Annotated in this window: 19 protein-coding genes; 9 read left to right on the plus strand and 10 right to left on the minus strand. The window is 71.3% G+C overall.

Features of this window, described 5'->3' with window-relative positions; translation table 11 throughout:
• Positions 1 to 12: 12 nt before the first annotated feature.
• The 3 genes from FXF51_RS38340 to FXF51_RS38350 are packed head-to-tail and all read right to left on the minus strand — an operon-like array spanning position 13 to position 3,256.
• A complete protein-coding gene (locus tag FXF51_RS38340) occupies positions 13 to 1,464 on the minus strand; it encodes an NAD(P)H-hydrate dehydratase (RefSeq protein ID WP_148439669.1) in 1,452 nt (483 codons plus the stop codon).
• Between the two features lie 22 nt (positions 1,465 to 1,486).
• Positions 1,487 to 1,837, minus strand: a complete 351-nt coding sequence (locus FXF51_RS38345; protein WP_148439670.1) for a holo-ACP synthase — start codon at positions 1,835 to 1,837, stop codon at positions 1,487 to 1,489.
• 9 nt (positions 1,838 to 1,846) lie between these two features.
• On the minus strand, positions 1,847 to 3,256 hold the full coding sequence (locus FXF51_RS38350) for a PhoX family protein (protein ID WP_148439671.1): 1,410 nt from the start codon (positions 3,254 to 3,256) through the stop codon (positions 1,847 to 1,849).
• Positions 3,257 to 3,450: 194 nt separating this feature from the next.
• Between FXF51_RS38350 and coaA the strand changes: the two genes are divergently transcribed.
• The 6 genes from coaA to FXF51_RS38380 all read left to right on the plus strand — a co-directional run bounded on the left by coaA (position 3,451) and on the right by FXF51_RS38380 (position 8,880).
• Positions 3,451 to 4,353, plus strand: coding sequence for a type I pantothenate kinase (gene coaA, locus FXF51_RS38355; RefSeq protein WP_222871635.1), 903 nt, complete (start codon positions 3,451 to 3,453; stop codon positions 4,351 to 4,353).
• A gap of 169 nt (positions 4,354 to 4,522) precedes the next feature.
• Positions 4,523 to 5,449 (plus strand): DUF389 domain-containing protein, encoded by a 927-nt coding sequence (locus FXF51_RS38360; protein WP_148439673.1) that lies wholly within the window; start codon positions 4,523 to 4,525, stop codon positions 5,447 to 5,449.
• A gap of 40 nt (positions 5,450 to 5,489) precedes the next feature.
• On the plus strand, positions 5,490 to 6,398 hold the full coding sequence (locus FXF51_RS38365; protein ID WP_148439674.1) for an ABC transporter ATP-binding protein: 909 nt from the start codon (positions 5,490 to 5,492) through the stop codon (positions 6,396 to 6,398).
• On the plus strand, positions 6,391 to 7,251 hold the full coding sequence (locus tag FXF51_RS38370; RefSeq protein WP_148439675.1) for an ABC transporter permease: 861 nt from the start codon (positions 6,391 to 6,393) through the stop codon (positions 7,249 to 7,251). The genes FXF51_RS38365 and FXF51_RS38370 overlap by 8 nt, the downstream gene beginning before the upstream one ends.
• Positions 7,248 to 8,162, plus strand: coding sequence for an ABC transporter ATP-binding protein (locus FXF51_RS38375; protein ID WP_148439676.1), 915 nt, complete (start codon positions 7,248 to 7,250; stop codon positions 8,160 to 8,162). The genes FXF51_RS38370 and FXF51_RS38375 overlap by 4 nt, the downstream gene beginning before the upstream one ends.
• A gap of 1 nt (position 8,163) precedes the next feature.
• Complete coding sequence (locus tag FXF51_RS38380; RefSeq protein ID WP_148439677.1) at positions 8,164 to 8,880, plus strand: ABC transporter permease; 717 nt, start codon at positions 8,164 to 8,166, stop codon at positions 8,878 to 8,880.
• A gap of 65 nt (positions 8,881 to 8,945) precedes the next feature.
• On the opposite strand, the gene glmM is transcribed toward FXF51_RS38380, so the two are convergent.
• Genes glmM through rplM form a run of 3 tightly spaced genes read right to left on the minus strand, consistent with a single transcriptional unit; the run spans position 8,946 to position 11,288 of the window.
• Positions 8,946 to 10,292 (minus strand): phosphoglucosamine mutase, encoded by a 1,347-nt coding sequence (gene glmM / locus FXF51_RS38385; protein WP_148439678.1) that lies wholly within the window; start codon positions 10,290 to 10,292, stop codon positions 8,946 to 8,948.
• 1 nt (position 10,293) lies between these two features.
• Positions 10,294 to 10,818, minus strand: a complete 525-nt coding sequence (gene rpsI / locus FXF51_RS38390; RefSeq protein WP_148439679.1) for a 30S ribosomal protein S9 — start codon at positions 10,816 to 10,818, stop codon at positions 10,294 to 10,296.
• A gap of 26 nt (positions 10,819 to 10,844) precedes the next feature.
• Positions 10,845 to 11,288 (minus strand): 50S ribosomal protein L13, encoded by a 444-nt coding sequence (gene rplM / locus FXF51_RS38395; RefSeq protein ID WP_148439680.1) that lies wholly within the window; start codon positions 11,286 to 11,288, stop codon positions 10,845 to 10,847.
• A gap of 385 nt (positions 11,289 to 11,673) precedes the next feature.
• Here rplM and FXF51_RS38400 point away from each other — a divergent pair, with 385 nt between their 5' ends.
• From FXF51_RS38400 to FXF51_RS38410, 3 genes are all read left to right on the plus strand, one after another.
• Complete coding sequence (locus tag FXF51_RS38400) at positions 11,674 to 12,357, plus strand: CAP domain-containing protein (RefSeq protein ID WP_148439681.1); 684 nt, start codon at positions 11,674 to 11,676, stop codon at positions 12,355 to 12,357.
• 24 nt (positions 12,358 to 12,381) lie between these two features.
• Positions 12,382 to 14,643 carry a hypothetical protein gene (locus FXF51_RS63015; RefSeq protein ID WP_262380099.1) on the plus strand — a complete coding sequence of 754 codons (2,262 nt, stop codon included), beginning with the start codon at positions 12,382 to 12,384 and terminating at the stop codon, positions 14,641 to 14,643.
• A gap of 233 nt (positions 14,644 to 14,876) precedes the next feature.
• Complete coding sequence (locus FXF51_RS38410; protein ID WP_148439682.1) at positions 14,877 to 17,342, plus strand: hypothetical protein; 2,466 nt, start codon at positions 14,877 to 14,879, stop codon at positions 17,340 to 17,342.
• A gap of 92 nt (positions 17,343 to 17,434) precedes the next feature.
• On the opposite strand, the gene truA is transcribed toward FXF51_RS38410, so the two are convergent.
• The 4 genes from truA to rpsD form a co-directional block, all read right to left on the minus strand.
• A complete protein-coding gene (gene truA, locus FXF51_RS38415) occupies positions 17,435 to 18,334 on the minus strand; it encodes a tRNA pseudouridine(38-40) synthase TruA (RefSeq protein WP_187414798.1) in 900 nt (299 codons plus the stop codon).
• Between the two features lie 62 nt (positions 18,335 to 18,396).
• Entirely contained in the window at positions 18,397 to 18,963 is a 567-nt protein-coding gene (gene rplQ, locus FXF51_RS38420) for a 50S ribosomal protein L17 (protein ID WP_148439684.1), read from the minus strand.
• A gap of 122 nt (positions 18,964 to 19,085) precedes the next feature.
• Positions 19,086 to 20,102: a DNA-directed RNA polymerase subunit alpha gene (locus FXF51_RS38425; protein ID WP_043623495.1), complete on the minus strand. Its 1,017-nt coding sequence runs from the start codon at positions 20,100 to 20,102 to the stop codon at positions 19,086 to 19,088.
• 105 nt (positions 20,103 to 20,207) lie between these two features.
• Positions 20,208 to 20,834 (minus strand): 30S ribosomal protein S4, encoded by a 627-nt coding sequence (gene rpsD / locus FXF51_RS38430; RefSeq protein WP_148439685.1) that lies wholly within the window; start codon positions 20,832 to 20,834, stop codon positions 20,208 to 20,210.

Here is a 20,834-nt window from a genome sequence, read left to right on the forward strand (position 1 = left end):
ATCCCGGACGCGTCAGGAGCCGGCGCTGGTCACGGCGCGGATGGCGGCCGGGATCGCCGTGGCCACGTCGGCGGCGGCCAGCGGCGCCCCGTCGGCGGCCAGCCGCCCGGCCACCCCGTGCAGGTAGGCGCCGCACGAGGCCGCGTCGTAGCAGCTCAGTCCCTGCGCCAGCAGCGCGCCCGCCAGCCCTGACAACACGTCGCCCGTGCCGCCGGTGGCCAGCCACGGCGTGCCGGACACGTTCACCCTGGCCGGTCGCCCCTCCTCGGCCACCACCGTGGTGGAGCCCTTGAGCAGCACGGTCACGCCCAGCTCCGCCGCCGCCCGCCTGGCGTGCTCGAGCCTGGCCGCCTCGATGTCGGCCCGGTCGGCGCCGATCAGCCTGGACAGCTCGCCCGCGTGCGGCGTGATCAGGACGGGCGCGGTACGCCGCAGCAGCCCCTTGTCCCTGGCCACCAGCGTCAGCCCGTCGGCGTCCACCAGCACGGGCACGTCGCCGGCGAGCACCCTGGCGGCCAGTTCGTGCGCCCAGGTGTCGGTGCCCAGCCCCGGGCCGAGCACCCACGCCTGCACCCGGCCCACGTGCTCGACGGAAGGCGCGTCGAGGAGCGTGACCACGGCCTCCGGCCAGTGCGAGCGCACCTGGGCGACCGGCGCCTCGCGGCCCGCGTACCTGACCATGCCGGACCCGCCCCGCAGCGCGCCGCCCACGGCCAGCACGGCCGCGCCGGTGAACAGGTCGCTGCCCGCCGCGACGCCCAGCACTCCCCTGCGGTACTTGTCCGACTCGCCGCCGGGGCGCGGGATCAGCCCGGCCACGTCGCGGCCGGTGAGCGCGGTGGCGTCGGGATCGGGCAGGTGCTCCCCCAGCCCGATGTCGATCAGCTCGACGTCACCGGCGAACGCCGCGCCCGGATCGACCAGCAGCCCCGTCTTGTACGCCCCCATGGTCACGGTCACCTTGGCCCGGACGGCGACGCCCGCCACCTGCCCGCTGCTCGCGTCCACGCCGCTGGGCAGGTCCACGGCCACGACCGCGGCCCCTGCGGCGTTCGCCTCCGCCGCGAGCCGCGCGTACGGCTCCCTGAGCGCCCCCGACGCCCCGATGCCCACGAGCCCGTCCACGATCAGGTCGGCCTGCCCGATCGCCGTCGCCTCCGCGACCCGCCCGCCGGCGTCGAGCAGCGCCCGCAGCCCCGCCTCGTGCGTCCTGGACCCGGCGAGCACGGCCTCCACCCTGGCTCCGCGCCTGGCCAGCCGCTCGCCCGCGTACAGGGCGTCCCCGCCGTTGTCGCCGCTGCCGACGAGCAGGACGACGCGCCTGCCGTAGACCCGTCCCAGCAGGTCGGCGCAGACGGCGGCGAGGCCGGCGGCGGCGCGCTGCATCAGCGTGCCCTCGGGCAGCCGGGCCATGAGCGCCTGCTCGGCGCCCCGGATCTGGTCGGCGGTGTAGGCGGTACGCATGATCCGAAGCTATCCCTCCGCGCTATCCCTCCGCGATCACATAGGCCACGGCCACGCCCGCGTCGTGGCTGAGCGAGATGTGCCAGCGCTTGACCCCGAGCCCGTACGCGACCTCGGCCACCTTGCCCGAGATCCGCAGCTCGGGCTTGCCGAGCTCGTCGCAGCGCACCTCGGCCTCCAGGTGCCCCAGGCCCTGGGGCGCGCCGAGCGCCTTGGCCACGGCCTCCTTGGCGGCGAACCTGGCGGCCAGCGACTGCACGGGGAGTGGCCGCTCGATTTCGGTGAACAGCCGCTCCCTGAGCGGCGGCGTGCGCTCCAGCGCGGCCTCGAAGCGGGCGATGTCCACGATGTCCACGCCGATACCCAGGATCATCGTCCTAGGCTATTGGAACGGCCCGCGCTCCCACGGCCCCCAGATCGCGATGGACATGCCCTGCTTGGCCTGGAGGTTGACGTAGAGGGTGTGGCCGCCCGGGCCGAACGTGGAGCCGGCGAACTCCGCCCCGTCGTCGCCCTCGATCGGCTGCAGCCGGCAGAAGTCGAAGATCTGGCCGCTCCTGGTCAGCCCGCGCAGCCAGTTGTCCTGCTCGCCGTCCTCGCACAGCACGAGCGTGCCGCGCCTGCTGACGGTCACGTTGTCGGGCAGGTCCAGCACGGACGAGCGCGGCGACTCGTAGACGAGCTTGAGCCGCCCGCTCCACGTCTCGTACGCCCACACCTGCCCCCGCCCGTCGCCGAACCCGTCGGGCGCCCGCTCGCCCGGCGCCGTGGCCCCGCCCTGGGTGGAGACGAAGTACACGGTGCCGTGGTGGTGCACCGCGCCCTCCAGCCGGGCGAAGATCGCCGCCCCCTTCTTCCTGCCCTGCCTGCCCACGGCCTGGACGGCCTCGTCGTAGGCGGGCCTGCCCTTGAAGTCGGGGTCGGGGTCGTCGATGTCCACCCAGGTGGTCCCGTACGCGGTGCCGGGCTCCTGCCCCTTCGACAGGTCGGCGCGTTCGGTGCCGCTGACGGCGAGCATCTGCAGCCTGCCGCCGTCGAGCAGCCGTCCGGCCAGGATCGGGTGCTTGGGCGGCAGGTAGCGGTAGAAGCCGGAGGGGTGGGAGAAGTTGTCCTCGGTGAGGTAGATGGCGCCGGAGGAGGGGTCGAAGGCGGCCGACTCGTGCGGGAAGCGCCCGGCGGCGCGGATCGGCGTGGCCGTGGCGGCGCGGGCGACCGGCACCTCGAACAGGTAGCCGTGCTTGCGGGTGAGCTTGGAGTTGTCGTCGCCGGAGTGATCGTCGCCCACGTCGGGGCCGTTGACCGTCTCCTCGCAGCTCACCCAGGCCCGCCAGGCCATGGGGCCGCCGGAGCAGTTCATCATGGTGCCGTTCAGCGACGGCGCGCTCCTGATCACCTCGCCGTAGCGGGTGACCCGGATCGTCGAGGTGCCACCGCCGGCCATCGGGTCGTAGGCCTTGTCCCTGTCGCCGAACGCGCCCACGGGCCCGCTGACCTCGTGGTTGCGGATGAGGACGGCGCTGCCCCCTGGCCCGGAGAAGGCGGCCATGCCGTCGTGCTTGCCCGGCACGGCGGAGCCGTCGCTGTACTTCTCGCCCGCCACGCTGAACGAGCGGTACCGGAACCCGTCGGGCAGGTGCAGCCGCACCTTCCCATCCCGGAGATCGCGTACGGGGCGGAGCGTCCCGTACCCGCGCACGGGGTCGGCCCCGCCCTTCGCGCCGGCGCACGCGACCCCCGCGAAGGGCCCGGCGATCCCGGCGGCGACGTTGGAGATGAAGCGACGACGGTCCACGGAATACCTCCCGTCGGGACAGTAGCCGCCGGTCAGCCGTTGCACGTCCGATTCACCAAGACCCATTCTCTTTCCCCGAAGTGGCTCTCGGTAATCCCACGTTTTTATCCACAGGCTGTGGATCCCCGGGGGCGGCCCCGCCAGGGTCCCGGTTTGTGACGCATCGCTACGCTGCCAAGGTGAATAACGGCTACGTGGAACTGAGCAGGGAGCAGTGGAGCGAGCTCCGCAAGAACACGCCCTTGACTCTCACCGCAGACGAGCTGGAAGAGCTACGCGGCGTCGATGACCCGATCGACCTCACCGAGGTCACCGACATCTACCTCCCCCTGACCCGGCTGCTCAACCTGCACTTCACCGGGTCCAAGCAGCGCAGCAGCGTGCTGAGCGCGTTCCTCGGCAAATCCGAGCGGCGCGTGCCGTACATCCTGGGCATCGCGGGCAGCGTCGCGGTCGGCAAGTCGACCACGGCGCGCCTGCTGCACACCCTCCTGGCCCGCTGGCCCGAGCACCCGCACGTGGAGCTGATCACCACCGACAGTTTCCTCTACCCCAACGCGGTGCTGGAGGCCAAGAAGATCATGCATCGCAAGGGCTTCCCCGAGAGCTACGACCGCCGGGCGCTGGTCAGGTTCGTGGCGGAGGTGAAGGCGGGCGGAGCCGAGGTCAAGGCGCCCATCTACAGCCACCTCGAATACGACATCGTCCCCGGCGCCGCCCAGACCGTGAAGAACCCCGACATCCTCATCATCGAGGGGCTCAACGTCCTGCAACCGGCCCCGCCCACCTCCCTCGCCGTCAACGACTACTTCGACTTCTCCATCTACGTGGACGCCAAGGTCGAGGACATCCGCACCTGGTACGTCGAACGTTTCCACAAGCTCCGCCGCACCGCCTTCGAGGACCCCAAGTCGTACTTCCGGCACATCGCGGAGCTGTCCTACGACGAGGCCACCGAATTCGCGCGCAACGTCTGGCGCGACATCAACGAACGCAACCTCATCGAGAACATCGCCCCCACCAGGGGCCGCGCCGACCTCGTCCTCAAGAAGGGCGTCGACCACTCCGTACAGCGGGTTCGGCTCCGCCAGACCTGAACACCTCCTCGAACAGGTAGCGCGCGAACCTGCCCGCGCACTCCTGGTCGTCGAGGCCGGCGAACCAGCACTCCTCACCGTGGTCGTGGCACCAGTACCAGATCATGTGAGGGAGCCTCGCGTACCACTATCAACACAACGTCAAGGTTCGTTCGACGACAATGTCCTCGTGCTGCATCTGCGACTGATCGTCCCGTCCGACCGCACAGAAGAGGCGGTCGAGGTGCTGGAGGGCTGCCCGGGCGTCACCAACCTCGTGGTGCTGCCCGGCGCGGCCCGCGAGCCGCGGGGCGACGTGATCCTCTGCGACTCGGCCAGGGAGTCGGCCAACGAAGTGCTGGGCAAGCTCGCCTGGCTGGAGGAGGAAGGCTCCATCGCCGCCGAGCAGATCGACCTCTCCCTGTCCCGGGCGGCCGACCGGGCCGTCGAGCAGGCGCCGGGCGACCCCGACGACGCCGTGATCTGGGAGGATCTTGAGCACAAGGTGGACGCCGACTCCCGCGTGACGTGGGCGTACCTGGCCTTCCTGGCCATCGCCACCCAGATCGCGGGCATCGGCGTCCTGCAGAACTCCCCCATCCTGATCGTCGGCGCGATGGTGCTCGGCCCCGAGTTCGGCGCGGTCGCGGCCATCTGCTTCGGCCTGCTGCGGCGCAGGGGGCACCTGATCGTCACCGCGCTGCGCACGCTGGCCATCGGGTTCACGGTCGCGATCGCCATCACGTACGCGTGCGCGCTCGTCTCCTACTGGCTCGGCTGGATCGACATCGGCAACCTCACCAGCAACGAGGAGGTGCAGTTCATCGTCAAGCCGGACCGCTGGTCGTTCATCGTGGCGCTGCTGGCGGGCGCGGCCGGGGTGCTGTCGGTCACGGCGGGCAAGTCGTCGGCGCTGGTCGGCGTCTTCATCTCGGTCACCACGGTGCCCGCGGCCGGCTACGTGGCCGTCGCGATGGCGGTGTCCGACTGGGGAGAGGTCGCGGCGGCCGTCTCCCAGCTCGGCATCAACATCCTGGGGATGGTCATCTCAGGGACGATCACCCTGATGGTCCAGCGGAAATTCTGGCCTCAAGTAGGACGTCGTTCATCCATATGACCGAGGCCACACCGCCGGGGCGGCTAGTAGGGTCCGGCACATGCACATCCTCGCCACCGAGGGGCTGACCAAACGTTTCCCCACCGTCACCGCGGTCGACCAGCTCACGGTCACCGTGGGGCCCGGCGTGACCGGGCTGGTCGGCGCGAACGGCGCGGGCAAGTCGACGCTGATCAAGATCCTGCTCGGCCTGCTGCCGCCCTCCGGCGGCAGCGCGCGCGTGCTGGACCTGGACGTCACGACGCGGGGCGCCGAGATCCGCCGCTTCGTCGGTTACATGCCCGAGCACGAATGCCTGCCCCCCGACGTCTCCGCCACCGAGCTGGTCGTCCACCTCGCCCGGATGTCCGGCCTGCCGCGCACCGCCGCCCGCGAGCGCGCCGCCGACGTGCTGCGCCACGTCGGGCTGGCCGAAGAGCGCTACCGGCCCGTCGGGGGTTACTCGACCGGCATGAAGCAACGGGTCAAGCTGGCCCAGGCGCTCGTCCACGACCCGAAGCTGATCTTCCTCGACGAGCCGACCAACGGCCTCGACCCACGCGGCCGCGACGAGATGCTGACGCTGATCAGGCGCATCGGCACCGAGTTCGGCATCAGCGTGCTCGTCACCTCCCACCTGCTCGGCGAGCTGGAGCGCATCTGCGACCACGTCGTCGTCATCGACGCGGGGCGGCTGCTGCGCTCGTCCGGCATCGGCGAGTTCACGCAGGCCACGCAGACCGTGACGGTCGAGGTGGACGAGGGGCTCGACGCGCTGGCCGCCCGGCTGTCCGGCGGCGGGCAGACCGTCTCCCAGCAGGGCCGCCTGCTGGTGGTCAAGGTGCAGGGGCCCGAGACGTTCGACGCGATCCGCGACGCGACGGCCGAGCTGGACCTGTGCCTCATCCGCCTCGAACAGGGACGCCACCGCATCGAGGACGTCTTCAGGGAGGAGGTCGCACATGTCTGAGATCTACGACATCGGCTATCGCCACTACGACGGCCCCCGGCTCGGCCGCGGCCACTCGACCAGGGCGCTGGCCGTGCACAGCCTGCGCGGCGTCTTCGGCCTCGGCCGCCCGGCGCGCAGCAAGATCGTGCCGTTCGCGCTGGCGGCCATCATGGTGCTGCCCTCGATCGTGGGCATCGCCCTGATGGCCCTGGCGCAGCAGCGCGGCATCCCCTACAGCGGGTTCGCGGTCGTCATGCAGGCCGTGGTGGCCATCTTCCTGGCCGCGCAGGCCCCCACCGTGGTCGCGCCCGACCTGCGCTACCGCGTGCTGCCGCTCTACCTGTCGCGGCCCGTCACGATCGCCGAGTACGTCGGCGCCAAGGTGGCGGCGATGACCGTGGCGGTGTTCGCGCTGATCGCGGTGCCGCTCACGCTGACCTTCCTGGGCGAGCTGGTCGTGGACATGCCAGGGCCGCCGGCCACCGGCGAGTACTTCGGCGCCCTGCTCATGGCGCTGCTGCTGGCGGTGCTGCTGTCGGCGTTCGGGCTGGCGCTGGCCTCGTTCACGCCGCGGCGCGGGCTCGGCGTGGCCTCCGTGATCACCGTCTACCTGCTGTCGTCGGCGTCCGTCCCGATCATCTACGGCTCGCTGTACTCCACGGGCAACGAGTCGGCGGCGGCCTGGGCGTGGCTGGCGAACCCGTTCTGGCTGGTCGACTCCGTGCAGCACTGGCTGTTCGGCACGCCGCCGCACTCCATCGAGAGCGCCGCCTACCCGAGCGGCCCCGCCTCGGCCGTCGTCCTGGTGCTGCTGATCGCCCTCGGTCTGGCCGCTCTCGGACTGCGCTACAGGAAGGCGGCCTCGCGATGAAGATCGAGCTCTCGCAGGTGTCCCGCTGGTACGGCAACGTGGTGGCGGTCAACGACGTCACCATGACCATCGGGCCAGGCGTCACGGGGCTGCTCGGGCCGAACGGCGCGGGCAAGTCGACGCTGCTGCACATGATGGCCGGCTTCCTGGCCCCATCGGGCGGCACGGTCACCCTGGACGGCACCACCGTCTGGAAGAACCACCACATTTACCGAAATGTCGGCCTAGTTCCGGAAAGGGAGGGCGTATATGGCTTCCTGACCGGCTGGCAGTTCGTCCTCTCCGCCGCCCGCCTGCACGGCCTGTCCTCCCCGGAGGAGGCCGCCCGCAAGGCCCTGGCCACCGTGGAGATGGAGGAGCCGAAGGACCGGCGCGTCGAGACGTACTCCAAGGGCATGCGCCAGCGCGTCAAGGTCGCCGCCGCCCTCGTCCACGACCCGCCCGTCCTCCTGCTGGACGAGCCGTTCAACGGCATGGACCCGCGCCAGCGCCTCCACCTCATGGACCTGATCAGGAACATGGGCACGGCGGGCAAGACCATCCTGTTCAGCTCCCACATCCTGGAGGAGGTCGAACGGGTCGCGCAGCACATCGAGGTGCTCGTCGCGGGCCGGCACGCCGCGTCCGGCAACTTCCGCGAGATCCGGCGGCTGATGACGGACCGGCCCCACCTGTTCCTGATCCGCTCCAGCGACGACAGGAAGCTCGCCGCCGCCCTTGTCCGCGACACCTCGACCGGCGGCATCACGCTGCGCCCAGAAGGCCTGGAGGTCCAGGCCACCGAGTTCCGCCGGTTCGCCCGCCTGCTGCCCAGGGTGGCTCGCGAGGAGGGCGTGCGCCTGCACCAGGTCTCCCCTGCGGACGAGGACCTGGAGAGCGTCTTCTCCTACCTGATCAACAGGAGCACCTGACATGAACACCGTGGTAGCGGGCATCACCTACCGCGCCCTGCTGGGCCGCCGGCGCATCATCCTGCTCCTGCTGCTCCCGCTCGCCCTCATCGCCCTGGCCGTGCTGTTCCGCGTCGTCGGCAGCGGCGACCAGCGCTCGGCCGTGCTGCTGCTGCAGAGCTTCGCCATCAGCACCATGCTGCCGCTGCTCGGCCTGATCGCCGGCACCGGCGTCATCGCCCCGGAGATCGACGACGGCACCATCATCCACCTGATGTCCAAGCCGATCTCGCGCCCCGTCATCATCCAGACGAAGTTCCTGGTGGCGGCCTCGCTGCTGGCCGTGTTCGGCGCCGTGCCCACCTACGTCGCGGGCTGGCTGCTGATCGGCGACGAGGACGGCATCGCGACCGGCTTCGCCGCCGGCACCCTGGTCGCCGGCATCGCCTACGCCGCCGTCTTCCTGCTGCTCGGTGTCGTCACCCGGCACGCCGTCACGATCGGCATCATCTACGCGCTGGTCTGGGAGAGCCTGGTGGGCAACCTCATCCCTGGCGCCCGCAAGTTCTCCATCCAGTACTGGGGCCAGTCGATCGCCGACCAGCTCAGCGACTCGCCCTTCTTCAAGGCCGACGTCACGCTCGGCTTCGCGATCCCAGCCCTGATCGTGGTGACCGTCGGCGCGGTCTTCTGGGCCGGTCAGCGCCTGCGCGTCTTCTCACTCACGGGCGACGAGTAAGACGTCCAGACACGCGTACGGCCCGTGGGAACGCGCTGTTCCCACGGGCCGTACGAAAGAGGTGTTCAGACGCAGGCCGTACGCACGACGTCGGCCAGCCGCCCCGCCACCTGCGTGGCGTGCTCCTCCGACGCGGCCTCCACCATGACCCGGATCATGGGCTCGGTCCCGCTCGGCCGGATCAGCACCCGGCCGGTCTCCCCCAGCTCAGCCTCCGCCTCGGCGACGGCGGCGACGAGCTCGGGCACCGAGGCCTTGCCCTTGTCGACGTCCTTGACGTTGATCAGGATCTGCGGCAGCGGCGTCATGACCGCGGCCAGCTCCCGCAGCGGCACGCCCGACTTGGCCACCACGCCCAGCAGGTGCAGCGAGGTGAGCAGGCCGTCGCCCGTGGTGGCGTGGTCGAGCATGATGACGTGCCCCGACTGCTCGCCGCCCAGGTTCAAGCCGTCGGACTTCATCCGCTCCAGCACGTAACGGTCGCCCACCGCGGTCTCCACCACGGTGATCCCCGCGTCGCGCATCGCCAGCTTGAAGCCCAGGTTGGACATCACGGTCGCGACCACGGTGTCCTTGGCCAGCAAGCCCTCGCCGTGCATGGCGGCGGCGAGGATGGCCATGATGTGGTCGCCGTCGATGATGGCGCCCGTATGGTCGACCGCCAGGCAGCGGTCGGCGTCGCCGTCGTAGGCCACGCCCAGGTCGGCCCCGCGCGAGATGACCACCTGCTGGAGCTTGTCCAGGTGGGTCGAGCCGTGGCCCTTGTTGATGTTCAGGCCGTCGGGCCTGGCGCCGATGGCCTCGACCCGCGCGCCGGCGCGCACCAGCGCCTCGGGCGCCACCATGTGGGCGGCTCCGTGAGCGCAGTCGATCACCACGTTCAGCCCGTCGAGCGGCGAGGTCATCGTGGTCAGCACGTGCGAGATGTAGCGGTCGGCCTCTCCGTACGCGTCGCGCACCCGGCCGACGCCCGAGCCGACGGGGAAGCTCCACTCCTCGCCGAGCCGCCGCTCGATCTCGTCCTCCACCGCGTCGGACAGCTTGAAGCCGCCGCGCGCCAGGAACTTGATGCCGTTGTCGGGCGCCGGGTTGTGCGACGCCGACAGCATGACGCCGAGGTCGGCGCCGAGCGCGGCCGTGAGGTAGGCGACAGCCGGGGTGGGCAGCACGCCGAGGCGCAGCACATCCACTCCAGACGCCGCGAGGCCGGCGACCACGGCGGCCTCGAGAAATTCTCCCGAGGCACGCGGGTCCCGGCCTACGACCGCTACCGGACGGCGTCCGGTAGCGGCGAACGCGCCTGCATCGCCGAGGACGTGAGCAGCCGCCACGGACAGGTCCATGGCGAGCTCGGCGGTGAGGTCGCGACCAGCGACCCCACGTACCCCGTCGGTGCCGAAAAGGCGCGCCAACTTAGCGCTTGCTGTACTGCGGAGCCTTACGGGCCTTCTTGAGGCCGTACTTCTTCCGCTCCGTGGCGCGGGCGTCACGGGTGAGGAAGCCGGCCTTCTTCAGCGGCGGGCGGTTGACCTCGACGTCCAGGATCGCCAGGGCGCGGGACAGGCCCATGCGCAGCGCGCCGGCCTGACCGGTGACGCCGCCGCCGTCGATGCGGGCGATGACGTCGAACGCCTCCTCGGCGCCGAGCACCACGAAGGGCTCGTTGACGATCTGCTGGTGGACCTTGTTCGGGAAGTAGACGTCCAGCGAACGACCGTTGATCGTCCACTTGCCGGTGCCGGGGACGATGCGCACGCGGGCGATCGCCTCCTTGCGGCGGCCGGTGCCGTACGAGTTGCCCGTGGTGACGGGCTTGCGCACGGGGGCGTCAGCGCTGGCGGCGGACTCGGTGGTGTACTCGGACGGGAAGTCCTCGCCGGAGTACTCCTCCAGCTCGGCCGTCTCTACGACCGTCTCGACACCGGTGGGCTCAGCCACGGTTCTCCTCTAAATCTTTCGAACTACTACTGGGCGATCTGGGTGATCTCGAACGGCACGGGCTGCTGAGCCTGGTGCGGGTGCTCGGCACCCGCGTACACCTTGAGCTTCTTGGCCATCTTCCGGCCGAGGGAGTTCTTCGGCAGCATGCCCTTGACGGCCTTCTCGACAGCCTTGTCGGGCCGCTTGTCCATGAGCTCGCCATAGCTGACGGAACGCAGACCGCCCGGGTAGCCCGAGTGGCGGTACGCCTTCTTCTGCTCACGCTTGTTGCCGCTCAGCGCGATCTTGTCGGCGTTGATGACGATGACGAAGTCACCGGTGTCGACGTGGTTCGCGAAGATCGGCTTGTGCTTGCCGCGGAGCAGGGTCGCGACGTGGCTGGCCAGCCGGCCCAGCACGACATCGGTCGCGTCGATGACGTACCACTGACGCTGGACGTCGGCGGGCTTCGGTGAGTACGTGCGCACGGTCGTAGCCTTCTTTATGCTCGCGTCTTCGGCGCTGTCGGATGCGACAGCTACATTGGTCGGTCGGTGCGGGCACACGACGGCCCGGACCTTCCGTCTCCTCAACACGGGAGATGACGCCGGACGCGCCGCGCATTGGTCGCGCTGGACCTATGCACACAACGAACCTAAGCTACCCGCCCAAAGGCGTGCAGGTCAAAGTGACCGGTAACCCGAGGCGAGTCTACCCGACCGCAGAACGGTTCGATTTCGTTTCCCTGGAACCCCTTCTTTCCCAGGACCAGACATCTCTATCGTTAGCGGCGGTATGTGGCGGATCTCTCACACCCGGCAAACCCAGCGCGGCCTTCGGCGCCGGAGCCGACTGGGTCTGCTGACCTGCCTCATGGCCGTCCTCTTCACCGGCGTCCTCATCGGCCGGCTCTCCAGCGGCCCCGAGCCCGCCCCGCACGTCTACCTCAACGAGACGGCCCCGCCCGCCGCCGCCACCGCCAACCCCGCCCCCACGGCGGCGAAGAAGGCACAGCCGCAGGCCGAACGCATCCCCCGCGGCATCACCACCAAGAAGACGCCCCGCGGCACGGCCACCCCCAGGCCCACCCGATCGTCCAAGGACCAGATCGACGGCTTCAACACCCAGGACGACCCCGCCGTCATCGCCGACCCCCAGGGCGACGGCGTGCAGGTCCTGGCGGGCATGGCGGCCAAGGTCGTCACCCTGACCAACGCCGCCAGGGCCCGGCGCGGCTGCGGGCCGCTGCGGGTCAACGCCGCGCTCACCCGCTCCGCGCGTACGCACTCGCTGGAGATGGCCCGCACGGGACGGCTGTCGCACACCTCCCCCGACGGCGCCTCCCCCTGGGACCGCATGGAGCGCGCCGGATACCGCTGGGGCGCCGCCGAGAACATCGGCGCCGGCTACAGCACCGCGGAGGAGGCCGTGAACGGCTGGCTGGACAGCCGCGACCACCGCAAGAACATCCTCGACTGCGGCCTGAAGGCCATCGGCGTCGGCGTCGCCTCAGGACCTGGAGGACCATGGTGGACTCAGGACTTCGGAACCCAATGACGAACATCACGGTAATGTCGCCGCATGGTTTCCAACGGCAGTGGGGAACGTGAGAACGGCACGGGCAGCGCCCCCTACGGGATGGGAGGCGGCCCGAAGGGCCAGGGCGGCGCCCCACGGGGCGGCGCTCCCGACGACGGTGCGCCCTTCGGCGGCGGTCCCGCTGACGGCGGTTCCTTCATGAACGGCGGCCCCTCCGGCAACGGATCCTCCGGCGGCTTCTTCACCAGCCGCAACCCGGCGAACGGCGACCCCTCCGGCAACGGATCCTCCTCTGGCGGCTTCTTCGGCGACGAGCCCTCCGGGGGTTTCTTCGGCGACAGCCCCTCGGGCAACGGCTCGTCCGGCGGCTTCTTCGACGACGGCCCCTCCTCCGGGAACGGCTCACCCTCCGGCGGCTTCTTCAGCGACGGCCCCTCGGGCAACGGTCCCTCGGGCAACGGACAGGACCGGCCCTCGGGCAACGGGCCCTCCGGCGGCTTCTTCAGCGACGGCCCCTCCCGCAACGGCCCCTCAGGCAACGGGCACGACCGGCCCTCGGGCAACGGCGCCACCGACCCCTTCGGCAACAGGCCGCGCGACCCCTTCGACAGCGGGCCCGGCGGCTTCGGCGGCCCCTCCGGCAGCTTCTTCACCAGCGGCAACCCCGGCAGCCCAGGCGGCGGCCCCGGCGGCACGGGCGGCCCCGCCGGACCCGGCCCCAGCGGACCCGGCCCCAGCGGACCCGGCAACGGCGGCGCCCGCGACGGCGACCCGCGCGACGGTGGGCGTCCGAGCGGCCCTGGCCGCCCCGACGGCTTCGGCGGCGGCGAGTCCGGCGGTTTCTTCAGCAGCGGCGGCCCCGCGGGAGGCCCCGGCAACGGCGGCCCGCGCGACGGTCTGGGCGGCGGCCCAGGTCGCGGCCCCGACGGAGGCCCTGGCGGCCCCGGCCGATCCCCCGGCGGCCCCCAGAACGGCCCCCAGAACGGCCCGCAGTCCGGCAACCCGTTCGGCGCCGACCCGTTCGGCGGTGACCCCTTCGCGGGCGGCCCCTTCGGCGGCGGCGGCCCCAACGGCCCCGCTCCCGGCCTCGGCTCGCAAGGTCCAGGCGCACAGGGTCCAGGCTCACAGGGGCCGGGCGCACACGGCCCAGGCTCACAGGGCCCGGGCGCACACGGCCCCGGCGCACACGGCTTCGGACAGGGACTCGGGCAGGGACAGGGACCCGGACAGGGACAGGGGCCGGGACAGGGCCCCGGGCAAGGCGCTCCCGGCCCCGACGGACGTCCCAACGCAGGCCCCAACTCCGGCCCCGACGCACGTCCCGACGCCCGCCCGGAAGGACGTGGCGGCCGCCGCGGCAAGCGCGCGGCCGACCCCGACGCCCCCGAGCCCGGCCGCCGCGGCAAGGACCCGTTCGCCGCGGACCCCTTCGCCGACGACGCCCCCGCGACCGGCAAGTCCCGCCGCTCCCGCAAGGACCGCAAGGACCGTGCGGACGCGGACGACACCGACCAGCAGAAGAACGACAAGGCGGACGACCCCTCGCGAGCCCCGCAGAGCAAGGTCGGCTGGAGCCCGTACGACGAGGGCGGCCGCTCGCGCGGCCCGCTGCTGGCCACGATCGGCGGCGTGGTCGTGCTCGGCCTGCTCGGCGGCGGCCTCTACCTGATGTGGAACGCCGACTCCTCCACCTCGGCCGAGACCGCCGCCCCCAGGCAGACCTCGGCGCCGCTGCCGTCGGCCCCGCCCGGCAAGTACGGGTTCGCGGCCGACCGCGAGACCGACCCGGACGCGATCTCGGTCAAGGAGGTCTTCGGCTCGAAGAAGAAGTTCACGGTGTCGGGCCGCGGCTACGAGATGACGGTCACCAGCAAGGACAAGAAGTGCGACGACGGCGCTCTGGGCGACGCGCTCAAGAAGGCGCTCAAGTCGGCGAAGTGCACCCAGTTCCTGCGCGCGAGCTTCCGCGACAAGGCGGGCAAGGTGATCGGCACGGTCGGCGTGGCCAACCTGAGCACGAGCAAGAACGCGAGCAAGGTGGCCAAGAGCGGCGACGACCAGAACTACGTCAAGCCGCTGGCGGGCAAGGACAGCGTCACGAAGCTCCTCGGCTCGGGCGCGGGCGGTGCCAAGGTGTCCACGTACGGGCACTATGCGATCTTGGTCTGGTTCCAGAACAAGGACGGCACGAAGCCCGACTCCAAGGGGCAGAAGCGGATCTCCGAGGCCATCAACGACATCACCAAGGCCACCGTGTTCCAGGCCATGGACCACCGTGCGCTGTCCGGCAGCGCACTGAGCTGAGCGGTCTTTGTGGGGCATATGCGCATGTAGGGAACCCGTGATGCCTGTGGGAACGCCCATACCGACATAACGATCTCGCTACTCTCGCTACGCTTCCAGCTATGCGTGGCCAGGAACCCGGGTCTGAGCACGATCGCAGGGAAGCCGACCGCTCGGCCGCACCCGCGACGCCACCGCCGAGCTTCGGCCAGACCAACGGGCGAGATGTTCCAGCGGCGTTCACTCCATCCGACGTGCCCTTCGACACTCCATCCGACCCCGCGCCCGACGGGGCGGCGGACGCCGACGCGCGTCCCGTCCCGCCCGTCTTGCGGGGGCCGTCGTCCGACCTGGAGGCGTCGCCCGGCGCCCAGCCATGGGAAGTGCCGGGCGACGACGCCGCCCCGTACGACTGGTTCTCCGACCCCGACCACCCGGACCCCGCCCACCCCGACCACGGGCCCTCCGGCGCCCCGCAGTCCGCGCCGCAGTCCGCGCCGCAGCCCGCGCCGCAGTCCGGCCCGCACGCCTTCGGGCACCACGGCCAGGAGCACCCGCCGTTCCCCCAGGAGCACCCGCCGTTCGGCCAGGAGCACCCGGCTCCCGGCCAGCAGCACCCAACTTCCCAGCAGGAGCACCCGGCTCCCGGCCAGGAGTACCCGCCCTTCGGCCAGCCGTCGTCCGACCAGCACGCCTTCGCCCGCCAACACCCGGGCTGGGAGCCTCCCGCCGACCCCTCGCCCTTCGGCCCGCCACCCGGCGACCAGCACGCCTTCACCCCACGACACCCCGCCCAGGACCCGGCCCACCCGGCGTCCAGCGCCCAGCCCGGCCAGGAGCCCACGCCCGGCCACCCGCCGTTCGCCGCCCAGGAGCCTGCGCCAGGCCACCCACCGTTCGGCGAGCAGCATGCCTTCGCACCCCAGGAGCCGACCGCCGCCCACCCCCCGTTCGGCGCCCACCCCGGCCAGGAGCCGCCCGCCGAACAGGGCTTCAGGCCGCCCGCCTACCAGGAGCCGTTCTCCGCGCCCCCGACCGGCTTCACCCCCTTCGGCACCCCCGCCCCCGACCAGCCCTGGCAGGCGGGAGACGACCAGACCCGCCCGGGCCGCCTCCAGGACATCCGCCCCTGGGACCAGCCACAGGACGATCAAGCCCGGGACACGAACCGCTGGCCGACGGACCCGGTGGTGCCCGGCGCCCCGCCCTGGGAGCCGCCGCCCGCGTTCACCGCCGCCGCGGCGGGCATGCCGGCCTGGCCCGCCCCCCTGGACCCGCACGCCATCCCCCCGTGGCCGGCCGCGACAGGCGAGCTGGAGGCCGAGCCCGACGAGCCGAACCTCCCGCCGCCCTTCGACCCGAACGCCACCAACCCCGAGGGCTTCCCCCGCCCGGCCCACTACTTCGACCCGGAGGCCGCCAAGCGGGACGCCGCCCAGCACCCGTCCCAGGGCACGCCCGCGCCCACCGAGCAGGACGCCACGAACCCCGCGGGCCCCCGCCCGTTCCTCCCCACCACCGCCCCGCCGTCCGAGGACGCCACCACCCCACCGGACGGCATCCACCCGCACCCGGCCCCCCAAGACGCCGCCCACCATGCCGACGCGCCCGGAGCATCGAACGCGCCCGGCCCATCGCGCCACCCCGACACCCCCGCCACCACCCAGGCGACGCCCCACGAGGGCCACCCCGAGGACCTCCAGCCCGACGACACAAGACTGGGCCTCCCCCTCCCGGGCGCCCACTCCACCCCCCTGTCCGCCCCCGTTCCAGCAACAGAAGAGCACCCCCGCCCACCCGAGCCAGGCGACGTCCCTGTCTGGCCCCCCACACCCCCCACCGGTGACAAACTGCCCGAGCTCCCTTTCTCCCGAGACACCTGGGGCCAGCGCCCGTCCACCTCCCTGGACGTGCCCAGACCCCAGGCAGGCGCCCCGGTCTTCCCTCCGGGCGCGTTCAAACAGCCCCCGTTCCAGACCCCGCCCCCGCCCCCACCCCCACCACCGGCAAAGAGCAAGCGAGCCCTGCTGGTCACGCTGGGCGCGCTGGCGCTGGCAGGCGTGGCGACGGGCGGCTTCTTCGCCTTCCAGGCGGTGAGCGGCGCCCCGCCCACGACGGCCGCGACCCGCGTCGGCGCGCCGCCGAGCATCACCACCGAGCAGTCCTCCCCGCCGGAGGCGGCCGGCACGTCGATCCTGAACTCGGAGCAGACGGACCCGCAGAAGTTGTCGCTGTCGGAGGCGTTCCCGAAGAAGAAGGTGAGCGCGGCGGGCACCACGTTCACCAGGGTCAAGGCCCACATGGAAACGACCTGCGAGAAGGCGGCCACGGGCGCGTTCGCCGACGCGCTGAAGGAGCAGAAGTGCAGCCGCGTCCTGCGGGCCACCTACGTCGACAGCAAGCGCCGTTACGCCGTCACCACCGGCATCGCGGTCCTGCCTGACAAGACGGCCGCGGCCACCGCCGACCAGGTCAAGAACCTGTCCCGCAACGTCTGGTTCCGCCCGCTGCCGGGCCCGGACGACTCGGGCGGCGAGCGGGTGCACATCGCGGGCGGTTACGCGGCGGGCCTGGTCTGGGGCCGCTACATCGTCTTCAGCTACGCCACCCACGCCGACGGCCACACGCCGGAGGCCAAGGACAAGACGTTGCCCAAGGTCAGCGGGGCCTTCCGCGACCAGACGTCCCTCGTCCTCGAGCGCCGCATCACAACGGGCTGAGGCAGAGGTCCAGGCAGAGGTCCAGGCAGAGGTCCAGGCAGCGGTCTCGGCAGAGGCTGAGGCGGAGGTCAGGCAGCGATCTAGGCAGCGATCTAGGCAGGGCCTGAGGGAGGAGCTGAGGCAGGGGCTGAGGCCGCCGTCCGTACTCGCCGCGTGGCTCGCGCCCGCGCGGCGAGCTCGGCCTCCGGCGGGTACCCGACCTCTTCCAGGCACAGGCCGTGCGCGGGCGCGACATGCACCCCCGAGTCCCGTACGGCCCGCGCCAGCACCTCACCCGGCCAGTCCACCGGCCGCCGCCCGTCGCCGGCCGCCAGCAGCGACCCGACCAGCGCCCGCACCATCGAGTGGCAGAACGCGTCAGCCACGACCGTGGCCTCCAGCACGCCGTCCGCCTGGCGGGCCCACTCCAGCCGCTGCAGTTCCCTGATCGTCGTGGCCCCTTCGCGCTTCTTGCAGAACGCCGCGAAGTCGTGCTCCCCGACCAGCCGCGAGGCGGCCGCGTTCATCGCATCAAGGTCTAGGGGCCGGTTGTGCCAGACCACCTCGCGCCGCCGCAGCGGGTCGACGCCGCCGGGTGCGTCACTCACCCGGTACGCGTACCGCCGGAACATGGCGGAGAATCGCGCGTCAAAGCCCTCAGGAGCCACCGAGACCCGATAAATCCGTACATCTGGCTCCAGGACACCCCCGAACCGCCGCACGAGCGCAGAGAGCCGCTCATCGACGTCCAGGGGCCCCCGGTTCCCGTCCAGCTCGCCCAGCGACGCCTCAGGCACGTCCACATGGGCCACCTGCCCCCGCGCGTGCACCCCGGCGTCGGTACGCCCGGCCACGGTCAGCATCACGGGCCCGTCGAGCCGCAGGATCCGGCCGAGCGCCTGCTCGATCTCCCCCTGGACGGTACGCAGCCCCGGCTGCCTGGCCCATCCGGAGAAGTCCGTCCCGTCGTACGCGAGGTCGAGGCGGAGCCGTACCACGATGTTCTCCCTCATATACGGAAACGGGCCCGAACCCCCGCCAGGGGATCCGGGCCCGTCTCATCCAGCCTGAGAGATCAGGCCTCGTCCTTCTTCGCCTCAGGAGCCTCAGCGGGAGCCTCATCGGCGGCGGCCTCAGGGGCCTCAGCCTTCGTCTCCTCGTCGGCGGAAGCCTCGGCGGGAGCCTCAGCGGGGGTCTCAGCCTCGGTCTCCTCCTCGGCCGGAGCGGCCGGGGCGGTCGAAGCGGCGGCCGGGGCCTCGGTGCGGCGGGTGGTGACACCGTTCAGCGGCTCCGTCACCAGCTCGATGACCGCCATCGGGGCGTTGTCGCCCTTACGCGGACCGATCTTGGTGATCCGGGTGTAGCCACCGGGACGCTCGGCGAAGGTCACCGCGAGCTCGGTGAACAGGTGGTGCACGACGCCCTTGTCCCGAACGACGGTCAGAACCTGACGCCGGTTGTGGATGTCGCCCTTCTTCGCCTTGGTGATCAGGCGCTCCGCCAGCGGGCGCAGGCGCTTGGCCTTGGCGACCGTGGTGCGGATCTTGCCGTGGCGGAACAGGTCCGTGGCCAGGTTGGCCAGGATCAGCCGCTCGTGCGCCGGGCTGCCGCCAAGACGTGCACCCTTGGTGGGCTTGGGCATGGTCTTTCTCCTCCTGGATGAACCCGCCCCGGCCGTACCAGGTACCGGAGTCGGGCCGGACCGCGGTCACAGCGCGGTCCGTTATTGAGCCCCCGCGATCACACGCGGGGGCTGACGGTGAATCAGTACTGTTCGGTCTCGACGTACGCGCTGTCGTCGTCGTCGTAGCCGCCGCCGGCCACCGCGCTCGGGTCGAATCCGGGCGGGGAGTCCTTGAGCGCCAGCGACATCTCGTGCAGCTTCTGCTTGACCTCTTCGATCGACTTGGCGCCGAAGTTGCGGATGTCGAGCAGGTCCTGCTCACTGCGGGCGACGAGCTCACCCACGGTGTGGATGCCCTCGCGCTTGAGGCAGTTGTAGGAGCGGACGGTGAGGTTCAGCTCCTCGATCGGCAGCGCCAGGTCGGCGGCGAGGGCGGCGTCGGTCGGCGACGGGCCGATGTCGATGCCCTCGGCCTCGACGTTGAGCTCGCGGGCCAGGCCGAAGAGCTCGACGAGGGTCTTACCGGCGGAGGCCACCGCGTCGCGGGGCTTCATCGCCGGCTTGGTCTCGACGTCGAGGATGAGGCGGTCGAAGTCGGTGCGCTGCTCGACTCGGGTCGCCTCGACCTTGTAGGTGACCTTGAGCACCGGGGAGTAGATGGAGTCGATCGGGATCCGGCCGATCTCCTGACCCGGCTGCTTGTTCTGCGCGGCGGAGACGTAGCCGCGACCGCGCTCGACGGTCAGCTCCATCTCCAGCTTCGCCTTGCCGTTGAGCGTGGCGATGCGCAGCTCGGGGTTGTGCACCTCGACACCGGCCGGAGGCGCGATGTCGGCGGCGGTGACCTCACCCGGGCCCTGCTTGCGCAGGTACATCACGACCGGCTCGTCGTGCTCGGAGGAGACGACCAGCTCCTTGAGGTTCAGGATGATGTCGGTGACGTCTTCCTTGACCCCGGGAACGGTCGAGAACTCGTGCAGCACGCCCTCGATGCGGATGCTCGTCACGGCCGCGCCCGGGATGGACGACAGCAGCGTGCGGCGCAGAGAGTTGCCGATGGTGTAGCCGAAGCCCGGCTCCAGCGGCTCGATGACGAATCGGGACCGGGTCTCGTCGATCGACTCTTCGAGAAGAGTCGGACGCTGAGCGATCAGCATGTGCGGGTCTCCCCTTGTTCGTGTGGCGACCGCTATATGACGCCACTCCGATAAACAGCCTAGTCGGGGCACGGCATGCCGCACCCCGACCGGACGAGTTACTACTTACTTCGAGTAGTACTCGACGATGAGCTGCTCCTGGACCTGGGTGTCGATCTGCTGGCGAACCGGCAGCTGGTGAACCAGGACGCGGAGCTTCTCGGGCACGACGCCGAGCCACGCGGGAACCGTGCGCTCGCCGGCGGTGGCGCGGGCCACCTCGTACGGCATCAGGTTGCGCTTGGTCTCGCGGACCTCGATGATGTCGTGCTCGCGAACGCGGTACGACGGGATGTCGACCTTCTTGCCGTTCACCAGGAAGTGCCCGTGACGGACCTGCTGGCGGGCGGCGTCACGCGACTGCGCGAAACCGGCGCGGTAGACGACGTTGTCGAGACGGCTCTCCAGGATCTGGAGCAGCACCTCACCCGACTTGCCGGTCTTGCCCGCGGCCTCCTCGTAGTAGTTGTGGAACTGCTTCTCGAGGACGCCGTAGATGCGGCGGGTCTTCTGCTTCTCGCGAAGCTGAAGCTGGTACTCGGACTCCTTGGGGCGTCCGCGGCCGTGCTCACCCGGGGGGTAAGGACGGATCTCGATGGGGCACTTGGCGGACTCGCACTTGCTGCCCTTGAGGAAGAGCTTGGTCTTCTCGCGACGGCAGAGCTTGCAGTCCGCGCCCGTGTAACGAGCCAT

It is taken from the genome of Nonomuraea sp. PA05, from assembly GCF_008086045.1.
GTDB classification, from domain to species: domain Bacteria; phylum Actinomycetota; class Actinomycetes; order Streptosporangiales; family Streptosporangiaceae; genus Nonomuraea; species Nonomuraea monospora.

Bases quoted from the DNA above. Each gene is read 5' to 3' on its own strand.
- rpsD (WP_148439685.1), bottom strand. From the start codon at position 20,834: ATGGCTCGTTACACGGGCGCGGACTGCAAGCTCTGCCGTCGCGAGAAG.
- FXF51_RS38380 (WP_148439677.1), top strand. From the start codon at position 8,164: ATGAACACCGTGGTAGCGGGCATCACCTACCGCGCCCTGCTGGGCCGC.
- rplQ (WP_148439684.1), bottom strand. From the start codon at position 18,963: ATGCCCAAGCCCACCAAGGGTGCACGTCTTGGCGGCAGCCCGGCGCAC.
- FXF51_RS38365 (WP_148439674.1), top strand. From the start codon at position 5,490: ATGCACATCCTCGCCACCGAGGGGCTGACCAAACGTTTCCCCACCGTC.
- FXF51_RS38400 (WP_148439681.1), top strand. From the start codon at position 11,674: ATGGCCGTCCTCTTCACCGGCGTCCTCATCGGCCGGCTCTCCAGCGGC.
- FXF51_RS63015 (WP_262380099.1), top strand. From the start codon at position 12,382: ATGGTTTCCAACGGCAGTGGGGAACGTGAGAACGGCACGGGCAGCGCC.
- truA (WP_187414798.1), bottom strand. From the start codon at position 18,334: ATGAGGGAGAACATCGTGGTACGGCTCCGCCTCGACCTCGCGTACGAC.
- FXF51_RS38375 (WP_148439676.1), top strand. From the start codon at position 7,248: ATGAAGATCGAGCTCTCGCAGGTGTCCCGCTGGTACGGCAACGTGGTG.
- FXF51_RS38340 (WP_148439669.1), bottom strand. From the start codon at position 1,464: ATGCGTACCGCCTACACCGCCGACCAGATCCGGGGCGCCGAGCAGGCG.
- FXF51_RS38425 (WP_043623495.1), bottom strand. From the start codon at position 20,102: ATGCTGATCGCTCAGCGTCCGACTCTTCTCGAAGAGTCGATCGACGAG.
- FXF51_RS38370 (WP_148439675.1), top strand. From the start codon at position 6,391: ATGTCTGAGATCTACGACATCGGCTATCGCCACTACGACGGCCCCCGG.
- FXF51_RS38345 (WP_148439670.1), bottom strand. From the start codon at position 1,837: ATGATCCTGGGTATCGGCGTGGACATCGTGGACATCGCCCGCTTCGAG.